Here is a 13319-nt window from a genome sequence, read left to right on the forward strand (position 1 = left end):
AATACTTAGCGGCTTCGTTATCATCTTTCTGTAAAAAAATATACAAAAGCTTACTTTAGCGCAACTATATCCGATATATGATCGACAAGAAAGAAATTTTAGAGCGTGTCCGTTCCGGAAAAAAGCCAAAAATTTTGGTGATTGGCGACATCATGGCCGATCGCTATGTTTGGGGATCCGCCAGCCGCATTTCTCCTGAAGCGCCGGTTCCGGTAGTGGCTGTTAAAAACGAAACTATCACCCTAGGCGGAGCAGCCAACGTAGCGCAAAATCTATCCAAACTGCATGCAAATGTATCGCTAAGCGGCGTTACGGGCAAGGATGCGATGCAACCGGTCATTCTGAAACAACTCAAAAAAGAAAAAATAGACACCCGCGCCATCATCGAAGACAGTACCAGGCCCAGCACCTTGAAAACCCGCATCATGGCGGGCACCCATCAATTGCTGCGTGTGGACCGGGAGACCAACGCGGAGATTAATGAGGACATTCAGCAGCGCCTCCTCTCCCGCCTCCAAGCGCAAATTCAAGCAGCTGACATTGTACTGCTTTCTGATTATAATAAAGGATTGCTCACGAAAAATGTTACCGCCGAAATCATTGAGCGCTGTAAAGGCGCCGGCAAAAAACTGATCGTGGATCCCAAAGGCCTTCACTATGAAAAATATAAAGGGGCGTGGATGATCAAACCCAACAAAAGGGAATTGGCCGAAGCTACTGTTAGCGAGCAAATCACCACAGAAGAGGTGTTGATTGCTGCCGCAAAAAGATTGCTCTCCAAAACAAAAGCGCAGCACCTGGTTGTAACCAGGTCTGAAGAAGGCATTTCCCTGATTTCAAAAAAATCGGCGCACCATTTTGCCGTAAAGGCAAAAGAAGTTTTTGATGTAACGGGCGCGGGAGATACGGTGTTTGCAACGCTGGGCTATTTTGTAGCGCTGGGCTTCGAACTGAAGACGGCCTGCGAACTTGCCAACTATGCCGCCGCCATTGCTGTCAGCCGCGTAGGCAGCGTAGCTGTTACTTTAGATGAAATTTTATCCTTAATGGACGCTCATGAATCCTGATATAGAAAAACAAGTACGCGCCAAAATCATATCGCTTGCTGATGCGGTCGAGCGGCGGAATCGGTGGAAGCAAGACCAAAGCAAAGTGGTGTTTACCAACGGTGTTTTCGATATTTTACACGCCGGCCATATACAATCATTGATGAACGCCCGCGCTCACGGCGACCGGCTGATCGTTGGCTTGAACGCCGACGCATCTGTGAAAAGATTAAAAGGGCCGCATCGGCCTGTCGTTCAGGAAAACGACCGCGCCCTGCTTTTAGCGGCTCTATCTTTTGTCGATATGATTATTCTTTTTGAAGAAGATACGCCGCTGCGCCTTATTCAAACTTTGTTGCCTGATGTGCTTGTAAAATCAGCCGATTACACCATTGAAAACATTGTGGGCGCCAAAGAGGTTTTGGCTGATGGAGGCGAGGTGAAAATTATGCCTTTTGTTGACGGACTTTCGACGACCCATATCGTGGCTAAAATAAAGGAGCATTTATAATTAACCACCCATAAATCCCCATTTTGATTCGCCCTGAAAAAATATTGGTCATACGTTTTAGTTCCTTAGGCGACGTGATTTATACCACGCCGGTTGTCCGTTGTATCAAACAGCAGCTGCCGGATACGGAGGTTCATTTTATTACCAAACCGCAGTTTAAATATATCTATGAAGGAAACCCCTACATTGATAAACTGCTGTTGCTGCGGCCCTCGCTGAATGAAACGATAAAGGAGATCAAAAAGGAAAATTACGACTGCATCATAGACCTGCATAGCAATTTGAGAACCCGCATCATCAAACTGCGAACGGGGATCAGGGCTTACACTTATCGCAAGCAAACCATCCGCAAGTGGCTAAGTTTAAAACTGCGCAAACAACTGGTGCCGCCTGTTCATTTGGTAGACCGTTATTTAAAAGCGGCTGCTCCGCTGGGCGTCGTCAACGATAATCGCCCCATTGATTATTTTATCAAAAACCAATATCAACTCACCGATTTATTGCCCCAAAGCCATCAGCAGCACTATATTGCCTTTATTATCGGCGCTGCGCATTTTACCAAGCGTATGCCCAATGAAAAGATTGTAGCCATTTGTCAGCAACTGAAAAAGCCAGTGGTTTTGTTGGGAGGAAACGATGTGAAAGAAAACGGAGATTTTGTGGCGGCCCGGCTTGGCGCTCAGGTTTATAATGCCTGTGGCGCTACAAACCTCGACGAGTCTGTTTTCCTGGTTTCAAAAGCAGCTGCCGTTATTGGGTTCGATACGGGCCTGACGCATATTGCGGAAGCTTTCAATCTTCCTATTGCGTCTATTTGGGGGAGTACGGTTCCGGAATTATTGGGCGTTCAGCCCTATAAAATAGACAATTACCTGGTCGCTGGCGTGCAACTTCCCTGCCGCCCCTGCTCCAAATATGGCCTGCCCAAATGTCCGTTGGGTCATTTTAAATGTATGAATGATATCAACGAAAAAGAAATTGTTCAGTTCTGCAACGAATTAGACTAACCCAACCATCTGGCTGATGCCGCTTATTCGGCTAAAGCTGACGCAATGCGCTCTTCCCACTCCCTTTGCTTTGTCGCGTTTGCTCCGTGCCTGGTTTCTTCATCGTATACCGCTTGCTCGTTGTGATAGGCCTTCGATATCACCCTGCTTATTTCCCTGGCTTTTGTTTCAGCGTTAGACAATTTCAGGTCGCTGCTATCCAGCTGCGCTTGTAATTTCCGGCGGTATAATTCGACAATGTCGAAATGAACCTGTTCATGGGTTAACAACGAATCTGATTTCTTCGCGGGATTTACCCAGCTCGAAAAGGTGATAAATTTTGCATAGGTATAAAATTTGGGCTGGGCAAACGCATGAAGCACATTGCTTTCATAACCGATATCGCACAACGTGCCTGCCCCAAACCATACTTTCTGGGCTATCGTTCCCACGCTGCCTTTAAAATCGTCCCAACTGAGTTTTCTGCCTTCGCTCCAGTCTATCTCCAGTTCATGTTTTCTAAAATCAGGAACGCGATATATGTCAGCATAGATGCGCTCACAGGTGCTTTTTTTATCCGGCGGTATGCGCCTGGTGATTTTGATAACATTCGCTCCGTTTGCTCTGGCTTGTTGCCGTAATTTTCCTATGACTTCGTTGTAGGAACAGTTTGTAGAAAAGCCGTTATCCACGGATTTGATAGCGCCAATTTTTATTCCATCATTAATAAAATCATCGCTTTGACGAAGTACAAGGACAAACTCTGCATCGGCTAAGGCAGGCTGCGGGTTGGTGACATTCGTCGTAATCTTAGCGCCGCAGGCAAATAATCCTGTGACAACAATCAACATTAGTGCATAAAATACGGAGGGTTTAATGTTCTTCAAAATTTAAATCTTTATGAAAAGTTTCTTTTGAGGTGATGACTGCTATCACGCATAAAATGAATACGATAGCGCAAGTGTAAATACCGCCATTTACGTAGCCCACGCCGGGCAACCCGCGCAAAAACTGAAACAGCATCAGCATTAGAGGAACCGTTCCTCTTACCATATTGGGAATGGTGGTAGCGGCTGTAGCGCGTAGATTGGTACCAAACTGCTCGGCGCCAATCGTTACAAAAATGGCCCAGAACCCGGAAGCAAAACCCAGCATGGTGCAAAGAAAATACATCATGAATGCGCTGCCGTTCCATTGTATTGTAAAATACAATATCATAAAAATAAAAGTCAGAAAATAAAAAACATAAAGGGCCTTTTTCCGGCTTTTCAGCCATTGGCTCACGAGGCCGATGCTAACATCGCCAACAGCCAGGCCCGCGTAGGCAAACATAATCGCTTTGCCGGGATCAATCTCCGCGGTAATACCGAATTCTTTCGCAAATTCTTTACTAAAAGTGATAAGAATACCGATCACCAACCAGGTAGGCACGCCAATCAAAATGCTTTGCACATAGCGCAAAAGCCTGTCCCGGTTGTTTAACAGCATCATGATATTTCCTCGCTTAACCGCCTTTGCTTTCATTGTTTTGAACATGCCCGATTCGAGCACCGACACACGAAGCGCCAACAATGCCAGGCCCAATCCGCCGCCAATAAAATAACAGGTGCGCCAATGAAAGTTTTCTTTTATAAAGAAAGCTGCCACCGCCCCGGTTATACCAAATCCTGCGACAATTGACGTTCCTATGCCCCGTTTTTCTTTAGGTAATAATTCTGCGACCAACGTAATGCCCGCTCCCAATTCGCCAGCCAGCCCAATGCCGGCCACAAAGCGGATGATCTTATATTGCTCTACCGTTTGCACAAAACCGTTCGCGATATTGCCTAAAGAATACAATAATATAGAGCCAAAAAGCACACTGCTTCTCCCCTTTTTATCGCCGACAATTCCCCACAAAATGCCGCCCAGCATCAAGCCAAACATTTGCCAGGATAAAATACTTTCTCCATCGGTAGTGATTTGATCGGGCGTTAACCCCATTTCGCGCAGGCTGGGAATCCGGATGATTCCAAAAAGCAGCAGGTCATAAATATCTACGAAATAACCCAGCGCCGCCACCACAACGGTCAAATTGAGCAGGGATACTTTTTTCTGATGCATGGGATCGGCAAGCATGGTCAACAAAAAATTGAAGAGAGAGTTATTGTTTTTTTTCAAGCAAATGGGCTACCGCGAGCCGGTAACCGTCGAGGCCAAGTCCGCAGATGGTGCCCGCCGCTTTGGCGCTTACATGAGACAGCTTCCTGAAATCTTCGCGCGCATGCACATTGCTGATGTGCACTTCTATCACGGGCGCTTTGATGGCGGCAATACAATCGCCAATCGCAACTGAAGTATGCGTGTAAGCCGCGGGGTTGAGCACAATGCCGTCCGCTACACCGCCGAATTTTTGCAGCGCGTTTACCAGTTCGCCTTCCACATTGCTTTGAAAATATTCAAAATTAATATCGGGATACCGCGCCTTCAACTGCCCGAAGAATGTTTCAAAACTGTCGGAGCCGTAAATCCCGGGCTCTCTTTGCCCTAATAAATTGAGGTTGGGGCCATTAATAATGGCGATAGTCATGTTGTAATTTTTTCTTTTTGAATCAATAGAGCGCCTATAAAAAGCTAAGATATTGTAATTTGATTAACTGCCACGAATTGCATCCTCATCATTTTTTGATCGGTTTACTACAAATAACAAAGGCTTTATAAACCGAAAGAAGTCCCAAAACCAGCGGTTACTGTCTTTCACCCGATCACCGCAGTCGATGGTGCAGGCCCGCAGTGATAACATTTTTAAAAACGCGGCAGGCCATTTGCGCCGTAGCCATCTTAATAGCTGATAGGCGTACACATGGCCTGCTATTTCAACAATCAACGAGTCGGGTTTTATCGCCAGGCGCTTTTGATTGTACTGCTCATAATCCCTCAAAATAAAAGAAGCCAGCGACGAAAGCCCTTTTATATTATTACGCATTAATCGTTGCAGCGCGGCGTTGGCGCGAAGGCGTACAACGCCGGATGTGAAAGTTGCGGTAATCTGCTCGTTTTCGATATGATAAGATTGAGTCAATATTATAATTTACAGGCGCTAATTTACACCTTCCTGTCGTCGCGAAATGTTCTTATCATTAAATTTGCTTCGTGCTGAAACATTTATCCATAAATAACTACGCAATTATTGATGCGCTGGACATTGATTTCTCCGGGGGCATGAATATCATTACGGGAGAAACAGGTGCGGGAAAGTCAATCATTGTTGGCGCTTTAAACCTGATTTTAGGCGCGAGGGCCGACACCAATGCATTAGTGAATAAAGAACAGAAATGTATTATTGAAGGCGTTTTCGACACAAAGGATCAAAAAGATATTGACCTTTTTTTGAAAGCTAATGACCTCGACGAGCAGGGCCAGTTATTTATTCGGCGTGAAATCACTACAGCAGGCAAAACCCGCGCTTTTGTGAACGACACGCCCGTGAACCTCAGCCAGCTTCATGAACTCAGCGAAAAACTGGTTGATCTGCATCAGCAATTTGACACCCTTTCTTTAAGCGACAGCCAGTTCCAGGTAAACGTTATTGATGCACTGGCAGATACGCAAGCGAAGCTCAGCGCTTATCGCGCCGATTTTATAAAATGGAAGCAAACTTTGAAGCAGCTTTCGGCGCTCGAATTGCAACAGCAGCAGTTCGAAAAAGAAAGCGACTATAACCAGTTTCAATTGGATGAGCTGGCCACGCTGGATTTGAAAGAAAATGAGCTGGAAACCATCGATGCCGAATTAAAAACACTGACCCACGCCGAAGAAATCAAATCTACTTTGAACAGTGTTTATGCGGAGCTTTCGGAAGGCGAACAGCCCCTCACCCAGCAATTGAAACGGTTGACTAACCTGCTCAGCAGTTACAACCGTTATCATTCAGGTTTGCCGGATATAACAGACCGCCTGCGAAGCGCCCAAATTGAGCTGGATGATATTGCTTCCGATTTGGAAAGACTGAATGACAGTGTTCAATATGATGCCGAAAAAATTGAACAGTTAAATGAGCGCATGTCGGCGGGTTACCGACTTCAAAAAAAACATGGCGTTCAGTCGACCAACGAATTGTTGGAAATCCAGAAACAGCTCGAAGAGAAATTGCAGGCTGTTTTGAATATAGATGATCAAATCAATCAACTAAAAAAAGAGGCAGCCATTTCGAAAGAAAAAGTCCTCACTGCCGGTGCGCAAATCAGCCAGCAACGTAGCAAGCAGCTGCCCGCCTTTGAAAAAAAAGTCAATCAAATGCTGGCACAGGTCGGCATGCCCAACGCGCGCCTGAAAGTATCGGCAACATCGCAAGAGCCTGCGCCAAATGGTATGGACCAAATAGAGTTTTTATTTGATGCCAATAAAAGCGGGCAATTCAAGCCGGTAAGCAAAGTGGCGAGCGGCGGTGAGCTGAGCCGATTGATGCTATGCATCAAAAGCCTGGTCGCCGAAAAAATGGATATGCCCACTTTGATTTTCGATGAGATAGATTCGGGTATATCGGGCGAAGCGGCCAAGCAGGTTGGATTGATCATGAAATCGCTGGCGGCCAACCGGCAAATTATATGCATTACCCATCAACCGCAGATTGCGGGGAAGGCAGATGCTCATTTCTTTGTGTATAAAGAACTAAAAAAAGAACAAGTGAAAACCAATATCCGCCGGTTGAATGACGATGAAAGAATCAGCGCCATTGCTAAAATGCTGGGCGGCGAAAATCCCACAGCGGCCGCTCTGGAAAATGCCAGGGAAATGGTGGCCGGATAAAAATGCTTCATGGGCCTGAAAATTGTCATCATACTTTGTGTATTCGCCATTATGGTGATCGGCAGCATTTACACCTATCGTTATTTAAACGATAAGCTGATGTCAAGCCGCAGTAGTTTCGGCCTCATTTTTTTCGCGCTCCTGCTCTTTGTGACAATGGCAGGCATTTATTTCGCCGGGCTTTTTTCGATCGTTTGGCTCTACAATTACCTCTCCTCTTAAACCCTCATGCTGTTGTTAAAAGGATATTTTTTCTATACCGCTATATGGATTTGTTTGAAATTCCCCTGCGCTTTCACTGCTGCAGCACAAACAGACAGCCAGTATAAACCTGATCATCACTCATTTTTTATAAAACAATCGGCCGATACGTCATTACCCTTAGAAAAACTTGATCAGAATTTTTTAATTAACGGTGTAAAAGATGGCGTAGCCGTAGCTGCGCGGCCGGCTCATTGGCAGCAAAAAGACTGGCTCAGGTTTTCAGCCCTATTAGCAGGAACCGGCACCCTGTTGGCTTTTGACGAAAAGCTGCGGCATGCGGCGTTAACCCATCGATCGACATTTGCCAATGGTGTGGCGGAGTTCGTCGAACCGGTTGGCAGCTTCTACGGCATTGCCCTTTTCCCAGTTGTTTACGCTACCGGCCTTGCGATCAGGAACCCGCGTGTTCAAAGTGTGGGGCTGCGCGGAAGCAAGGCCATGGCGATCTCTACGACAATGGCTTTTGTCACCAAAAACCTGATCAGAAGGCAACGCCCGGATGCGACGGATCAGCCTTTCCAGTTTGCGCTGCCCTTTGCTAAACCGAAATACACCTCGCTCCCGTCAGCACATGCAGCCGTGGCATTCACTATTGCAACAACGCTTGCCTCCGAATTTCCTGATCAAAAGTGGCTTCCGCCGGTTGCTTACTCGCTTGCGTCTTTAACGGCGCTTTCGCGTGTGTACGAAAAACGGCATTGGAGCAGTGATATATTGTTAGGCGCAGCGCTGGGTTATTTCGCGACAAAGGCTGTTTATAAGATCGGGAAGAAAAAGCGTCGCTTAAGCGCCTATTGAAAGTCGTTTTAAAAAATACAAATCGACCGACAATTCCCAACCTAAATCAAAAATCATTCTTACATTTACCCCCTAATAATTATCTATGGCTTATAATCTTTTAAAAGGTAAAAAAGGAATCATATTTGGTGCGCTTGATGAGAAATCCATTGCCTGGAAAACCGCGCAAAAATGCTATGCAGAAGGAGCAGAAATCGTTTTAACCAATGCGCCGGTAGCGTTGCGCATGGGTGCGATCAATCAACTGGCAGCCGCATGTGGCGATGCGCCTGTTATTGGCGCGGATGTCACCAGCCTCGACGATTTGAAAACCCTTTTCGAAAAATCAATGGAACATTTTGGTGGCAAGCTCGATTTTATTTTGCATTCGGTGGGTATGGGATTAAATGTGAGAAAGGGAAAACATTATACCGAAATGAATTATGAATGGAATCAAAAAACATTTGATATTTCATCCATGAGCCTGCATAAGGTTTTGAGAACAGCCTGGGACCTGGATGCCTTAAACGAAAACGCGAGCGTGGTAGCGCTTACTTATATTGCGGCACAGCGTGTGTTCCCTGATTACAATGAAATGGCCGATGCCAAAGCATTGCTGGAAAGCGTTACACGCATGTTTGGTTATTACTATGGCGAGAAAAAGAAAGTGCGCGTGAATACCATTTCTCAGTCTCCTACGCCAACAACTGCGGGTAGTGGTGTTAAAGGCTTTGACAGTTTTATAAATTATGCGGAAAAAATGAGCCCGTTGGGCAATGCACCAGCTGAAGCTTGCGCCGAATATATTTCGGTTATGTTTAGCGACCTGACAAAGTATGTTACCATGCAGAATCTTTTCCACGACGGCGGCTTTAGCTTTACCGGCGTAACGCCAAAAGTTTTGGAAGCTATGGGTGGCGAATAATATTTACCCTACAAAAGAGAAAGAGCCGGACTTTGATAAGCGCCGGCTCTTTTTATTTACTGAACAAACGTTGTGCTTCTTTACAATAAGCCATAAAACTTAATAGCGTTGCCCCCGTAAAAAGCTGCTTTTTCGCGTTCGCTGAACGTGTTAAAATACGCGTCAACAATGGCTTTCATTTTTTTATAAGATCCTGCTACAAGACAGACCGGCCAATCGCTGCCAAACATCAGTCTCTTCATTCCAAAGGCTTCTACGACAACATCGATATACGGCGTAAAATCGGCAGGCTTATATTTTTTCCAATCGGCTTCAGTGATCATCCCGCTTATTTTGCAATAAACATTAGGGAGCCGGGCAATGGCTTGCATATCTTTTTTCCAGTCATCTATCCTGCCGTCTTTTATATAAGGCTTCGCCATATGATCGATCACAAATTTTTGGTGGGGAAAGGCAGCAGCCAGCTTTTTTGCATATTTCAGCTGATCGGGAAAAATCAATATATCGTATGTGAAGCCATAGTTTTCCAGTTTGCTGATGCCATTCGTAAAAGAGCGTTTCAACATCAAAGCCCTGTCTTTCTCGCCCTGCAACACATGGCGAAAGCCTTTCATTTTCGGATAAAAACGGTAATGCGCTAATTGGTCTTCAATATTTCTGGCCCGCAGATCAACCCATCCCACCACTCCTTTTACAAAGTCGTGCTGCATCGCATTGGTAAGCTGAAAAAGATTTTCAACCTGCGACTGATCGCTTTGTACTACCACACATCCATCGATGCCATTATCAGCTAAAACCGGCTTTAAATTTTTGGGTAAAAAATCCTTTCGAATAGCTTTCATCGGCTCATCGATCCAGCTATCGCGAACGGGATCAAATATCCAAAAATGCTGGTGAGCGTCAATTGTCTGCGCCATAATTTAATTGCTTAAAAGTTATTCCATAAAAAGACCTTACTAATATTAAACCAGTAAGGCCTGTAAACAACCCGCCTATCAGGCGGAAAAAAATTATTTACTCCATGCAACACAAGTCTGACTTGAAGTACCCAATCCGTCGATTCCTAATTCTACCACGTCGCCGGGTTTCAGATAAACCGAAGGACTAAAGCCCATGCCCACACCAGCGGGTGTTCCTGTAGAAATTACATCGCCAGGCAATAGCGTCATAAACTGGCTCACGTAAGAAATAATATAGGGCAGCTTAAAAATGAAATTAGCAGTGGTGCCATCCTGCATGGTTTGCCCGTTTACTTTCAGCCACAAACGCAGGTTATCTACATCGCCAATTTCATCTTTGGTCGCCAGGAAAGGCCCCAGCGGCGCAAAAGTGTCGCAACCCTTACCCTTATCCCAGGTTCCGGCGCGCTCCAGCTGAAACTCGCGCTCACTCACATCATTGTGTAACACATATCCGGCTACGTAGTCCATCGCTTCAGCTTCGCTCACATAGCTGGCTTTTTTTCCAATTACCAGCGCCAGTTCTACCTCCCAATCTGTTTTTACCGAATTTCTTGGAATAACGATATTATCATTGGGGCCGCAAAGCGACGTAGTAGACTTCATAAAAATTACGGGCTCGGCCGGCACCGCAGCGCCTGTTTCTTTGGCATGATCTGCGTAGTTGAGTCCTATGCAAAGTATTTTTGAAGGGCGCGCCACCGGGCTGTCAAGCCTTTCGTTATCGTTGATTTTAGGCAGGCTTCCTTTGTTATCTTTTACAAATTTTTCCAAACGGGCCAAGCCACCTGTTTCAAAAAAACGCTCGTTATAATCTTCGCCAAAAGCCGAGGTATCGTATTTTACATCGTCGATAATGACGCCTGTTCCCGTTTCTCCGGCCTGGCCAAATCTGATCAGTTTCATGTGTTAAATGTTTATACTTTTTTAGTTGTCTTACTTCTGCTGCTCACAGCTATAATCCTGTTTTCGGGCGCAAAGTAGGTTTATGACTATTTCCTATTGTAAATACTTTTAAAATACCCTTAGTTATTCAGTTTGATGAAACCACCATCGATCGGATAATCACAACCGGTAATAAAGGATGCTTCATCACTGCATAAATATAAAATTAAGGCAGCAATTTCATCGGGTTTTGCCATACGGCCAATGGGTTGTGTCTGCGATAGCTTTTCATACATTTCTGCTTCTTTGCCCGGATAATTTTTGGCCAAAAATCCATCCACAAAAGGAGTATGCACGCGGGCCGGTGAAATACAATTGCAGCGGATGTTATCTTTGATATAATCCTTGGCCGTAGAAAGCGTCATGGCTAACACGGCGCCTTTGCTCATACTGTAGGCAAACCTGTCGGGAATGCCCACACTCGACGCAATAGAAGCGAGATTTAAAATAACACCGCCACCCTTTTCTTTCATTAATGGGATAGCCGCGAAAAGGCTGTTGTAGACGCCTTTCACATTTACATTAAAAACCTTCTCGAAATCTTCCGCCGTAGTGGTCTCCACTTTCCCAATATGCGAAACACCGGCGCTATTAACCAATATATCGATAGAACCGGCGTCGGCAAAAGCTTTCACAACCTCGGCCTGATCGGCCACATTTACCGGCATCGCTGTGGCGTTCCCACCGGCGTTTATAATTTCTTGTGCCGTTTGTGCTGCGGCATCTTTATTGAGGTCGGCGACAAACACCTGGGCGCCGGATTTTCCAAATAATAAACATACGGCCTTTCCTATACCGCTGCCGCCGCCCGTTACAATCGCTTTTTTATTTTTTAACTGAAACATGCTGTGAACTTTTTGATCGCGGAAAGATACTAAAATGGAATTGCAAAGCTGCCGGTGACCAAAAAAAAGCTGCTACAAAATTGTAACAGCTTTGATAATTTTTTTGTTTTATTCAATTAAATAAGTCCTTGATCTTATCAAAGAAACCTTTTTCCGTTTTTTCAGGCTGCGGTTTCATATTGGGCGATTCGGCGAGTTTTTCCAAAGTATCTTTTTCTTCGTCGCTAAGATTTTGAGGCGTCCATACACTTACATGAATAAGCTGATCGCCTTTTTCATAGCTCGAATGCACATTGGGAAAACCCTTCCCTTTCAATCTGAAAATCTTACCACTCTGGGTTCCCTGTGGGATTTTTATTTTAGCGCGGCCGTCAATGGTCGGCACTTCTGCATTCGTACCGAACACGGCATCCGTAAACGAAATATGCAGGTCGTAAACTACATTTAAACCTTCTCTTTGTAAATCCGCATGCGATTCTTCTTCAATCAACACAATCAAATCGCCCGAAGCGCCGCCGCGTTCGCCGGCATTTCCCCTACCGCCAACACTTAGTTGCATGCCATCCTGAACGCCCGCCGGCACGTCAATGGTAATGGTTTCTTCACCATACACGCGTCCGGAACCTTTACAATTGGAGCATTTAGCAGTAATAGTTGTTCCCTCGCCGTTACAATCCGAACAGGTGGTCACAGTCTGCATTTGACCAAGAAAAGTATTTTGCACCCTTCTTACCTGCCCGCTACCCTGGCAGGTGCGGCAGGTTTGCACACTGCCTTTATCTTTAGCGCCGCTACCACTACAGGTGTCACAGGAAGTATATTTTTTTACTTTAATATTTTTAGTAACGCCTTTCGCAATTTCCTCATAGGTTAACTTTAATTTCACCCGGAGATTGCTCCCTCTCACACCTCTGGCGCGCTGGCCGCCACCACGAGATCTGCCGCCACCGAAAAAGCTGCCGAAAATATCGTCGCCAAATACGTCGCCAAATTGGCTGAAGATGTCATCCATATTCATACCGCCGCCAAAACCACCGCGACCGGCCCCACTTAACCCGGCATGGCCAAAGCGGTCGTATTGCGCACGCTTGTCCGTATCGCTCAAAACTTCGTAGGCTTCTGCGGCCTCTTTAAATTTCTCTTCCGCAGCCTTATCACCCGGGTTTCGATCCGGATGATATTGCATCGCTACTTTTCGGTAAGATTTCTTAATCTCCTCAGCAGAAGCAGTTTTGGAAACACTCAATACCTCGTAATAATCTCTTTTTGACAT

General features: G+C 45.5%; 15 protein-coding genes. 7 read left to right on the top strand and 8 right to left on the bottom strand.

Translation table 11 applies throughout. From position 1 onward, the window contains the following. Positions 1-77: 77 nt before the first annotated feature. From rfaE1 to ABDK00_RS09825, 3 genes are read left to right on the top strand one after another with little or no spacing between them, the layout of a single operon-like run. Positions 78-1067 carry a D-glycero-beta-D-manno-heptose-7-phosphate kinase gene (rfaE1, locus tag ABDK00_RS09815; protein ID WP_346239017.1) on the top strand — a complete coding sequence of 330 codons (990 nt, stop codon included), beginning with the start codon at positions 78-80 and terminating at the stop codon, positions 1065-1067. Continuing rightward, positions 1057-1557 carry a D-glycero-beta-D-manno-heptose 1-phosphate adenylyltransferase gene (gene rfaE2 / locus ABDK00_RS09820; RefSeq protein ID WP_346239018.1) on the top strand — a complete coding sequence of 167 codons (501 nt, stop codon included), beginning with the start codon at positions 1057-1059 and terminating at the stop codon, positions 1555-1557. The genes rfaE1 and rfaE2 overlap by 11 nt, the downstream gene beginning before the upstream one ends. A gap of 23 nt (positions 1558-1580) precedes the next feature. Further along, entirely contained in the window at positions 1581-2564 is a 984-nt protein-coding gene (locus ABDK00_RS09825; RefSeq protein ID WP_346239020.1) for a glycosyltransferase family 9 protein, read from the top strand. Between the two features lie 23 nt (positions 2565-2587). Here the strand turns inward: ABDK00_RS09825 and ABDK00_RS09830 are convergent, their stop codons facing one another. The 4 genes from ABDK00_RS09830 to ABDK00_RS09845 all read right to left on the bottom strand — a co-directional run bounded on the left by ABDK00_RS09830 (position 2588) and on the right by ABDK00_RS09845 (position 5604). Continuing rightward, positions 2588-3430, bottom strand: a complete 843-nt coding sequence (locus tag ABDK00_RS09830) for a DUF922 domain-containing protein (RefSeq protein ID WP_346239021.1) — start codon at positions 3428-3430, stop codon at positions 2588-2590. Further along, entirely contained in the window at positions 3417-4661 is a 1245-nt protein-coding gene (locus ABDK00_RS09835; RefSeq protein WP_346239023.1) for an MFS transporter, read from the bottom strand. The genes ABDK00_RS09830 and ABDK00_RS09835 overlap by 14 nt, the downstream gene beginning before the upstream one ends. A 25-nt stretch (positions 4662-4686) precedes the next feature. Beyond that, positions 4687-5112, bottom strand: coding sequence for a type II 3-dehydroquinate dehydratase (gene aroQ, locus ABDK00_RS09840; protein ID WP_346239024.1), 426 nt, complete (start codon positions 5110-5112; stop codon positions 4687-4689). Between the two features lie 63 nt (positions 5113-5175). Continuing rightward, complete coding sequence (locus tag ABDK00_RS09845; RefSeq protein ID WP_346239025.1) at positions 5176-5604, bottom strand: hypothetical protein; 429 nt, start codon at positions 5602-5604, stop codon at positions 5176-5178. Between the two features lie 71 nt (positions 5605-5675). Here ABDK00_RS09845 and recN point away from each other — a divergent pair, with 71 nt between their 5' ends. The 4 genes from recN to ABDK00_RS09865 all read left to right on the top strand — a co-directional run bounded on the left by recN (position 5676) and on the right by ABDK00_RS09865 (position 9297). Continuing rightward, positions 5676-7331, top strand: coding sequence for a DNA repair protein RecN (recN, locus tag ABDK00_RS09850; protein ID WP_346239026.1), 1656 nt, complete (start codon positions 5676-5678; stop codon positions 7329-7331). 9 nt (positions 7332-7340) lie between these two features. Beyond that, positions 7341-7553 (top strand): hypothetical protein, encoded by a 213-nt coding sequence (locus ABDK00_RS09855; protein WP_346239027.1) that lies wholly within the window; start codon positions 7341-7343, stop codon positions 7551-7553. A 54-nt stretch (positions 7554-7607) separates the two neighbouring features. Continuing rightward, complete coding sequence (locus ABDK00_RS09860) at positions 7608-8393, top strand: phosphatase PAP2 family protein (protein WP_346239028.1); 786 nt, start codon at positions 7608-7610, stop codon at positions 8391-8393. Between the two features lie 85 nt (positions 8394-8478). Continuing rightward, positions 8479-9297: an enoyl-ACP reductase FabI gene (locus ABDK00_RS09865; RefSeq protein ID WP_346239029.1), complete on the top strand. Its 819-nt coding sequence runs from the start codon at positions 8479-8481 to the stop codon at positions 9295-9297. Between the two features lie 80 nt (positions 9298-9377). Here the strand turns inward: ABDK00_RS09865 and ABDK00_RS09870 are convergent, their stop codons facing one another. The 4 genes from ABDK00_RS09870 to dnaJ form a co-directional block, all read right to left on the bottom strand. After that, positions 9378-10214, bottom strand: coding sequence for an amidohydrolase family protein (locus tag ABDK00_RS09870; protein ID WP_346239030.1), 837 nt, complete (start codon positions 10212-10214; stop codon positions 9378-9380). A gap of 93 nt (positions 10215-10307) precedes the next feature. After that, positions 10308-11162: a fumarylacetoacetate hydrolase family protein gene (locus tag ABDK00_RS09875; protein ID WP_346239032.1), complete on the bottom strand. Its 855-nt coding sequence runs from the start codon at positions 11160-11162 to the stop codon at positions 10308-10310. A 119-nt stretch (positions 11163-11281) separates the two neighbouring features. Then, positions 11282-12046: an SDR family oxidoreductase gene (locus ABDK00_RS09880; RefSeq protein WP_346239033.1), complete on the bottom strand. Its 765-nt coding sequence runs from the start codon at positions 12044-12046 to the stop codon at positions 11282-11284. A 112-nt stretch (positions 12047-12158) separates the two neighbouring features. Beyond that, positions 12159-13319, bottom strand: coding sequence for a molecular chaperone DnaJ (gene dnaJ / locus ABDK00_RS09885; RefSeq protein WP_346239034.1), 1161 nt, complete (start codon positions 13317-13319; stop codon positions 12159-12161).

The organism is Niabella insulisoli, assembly GCF_039652435.2.
Lineage (GTDB): Bacteria > Bacteroidota > Bacteroidia > Chitinophagales > Chitinophagaceae > Niabella > Niabella insulamsoli.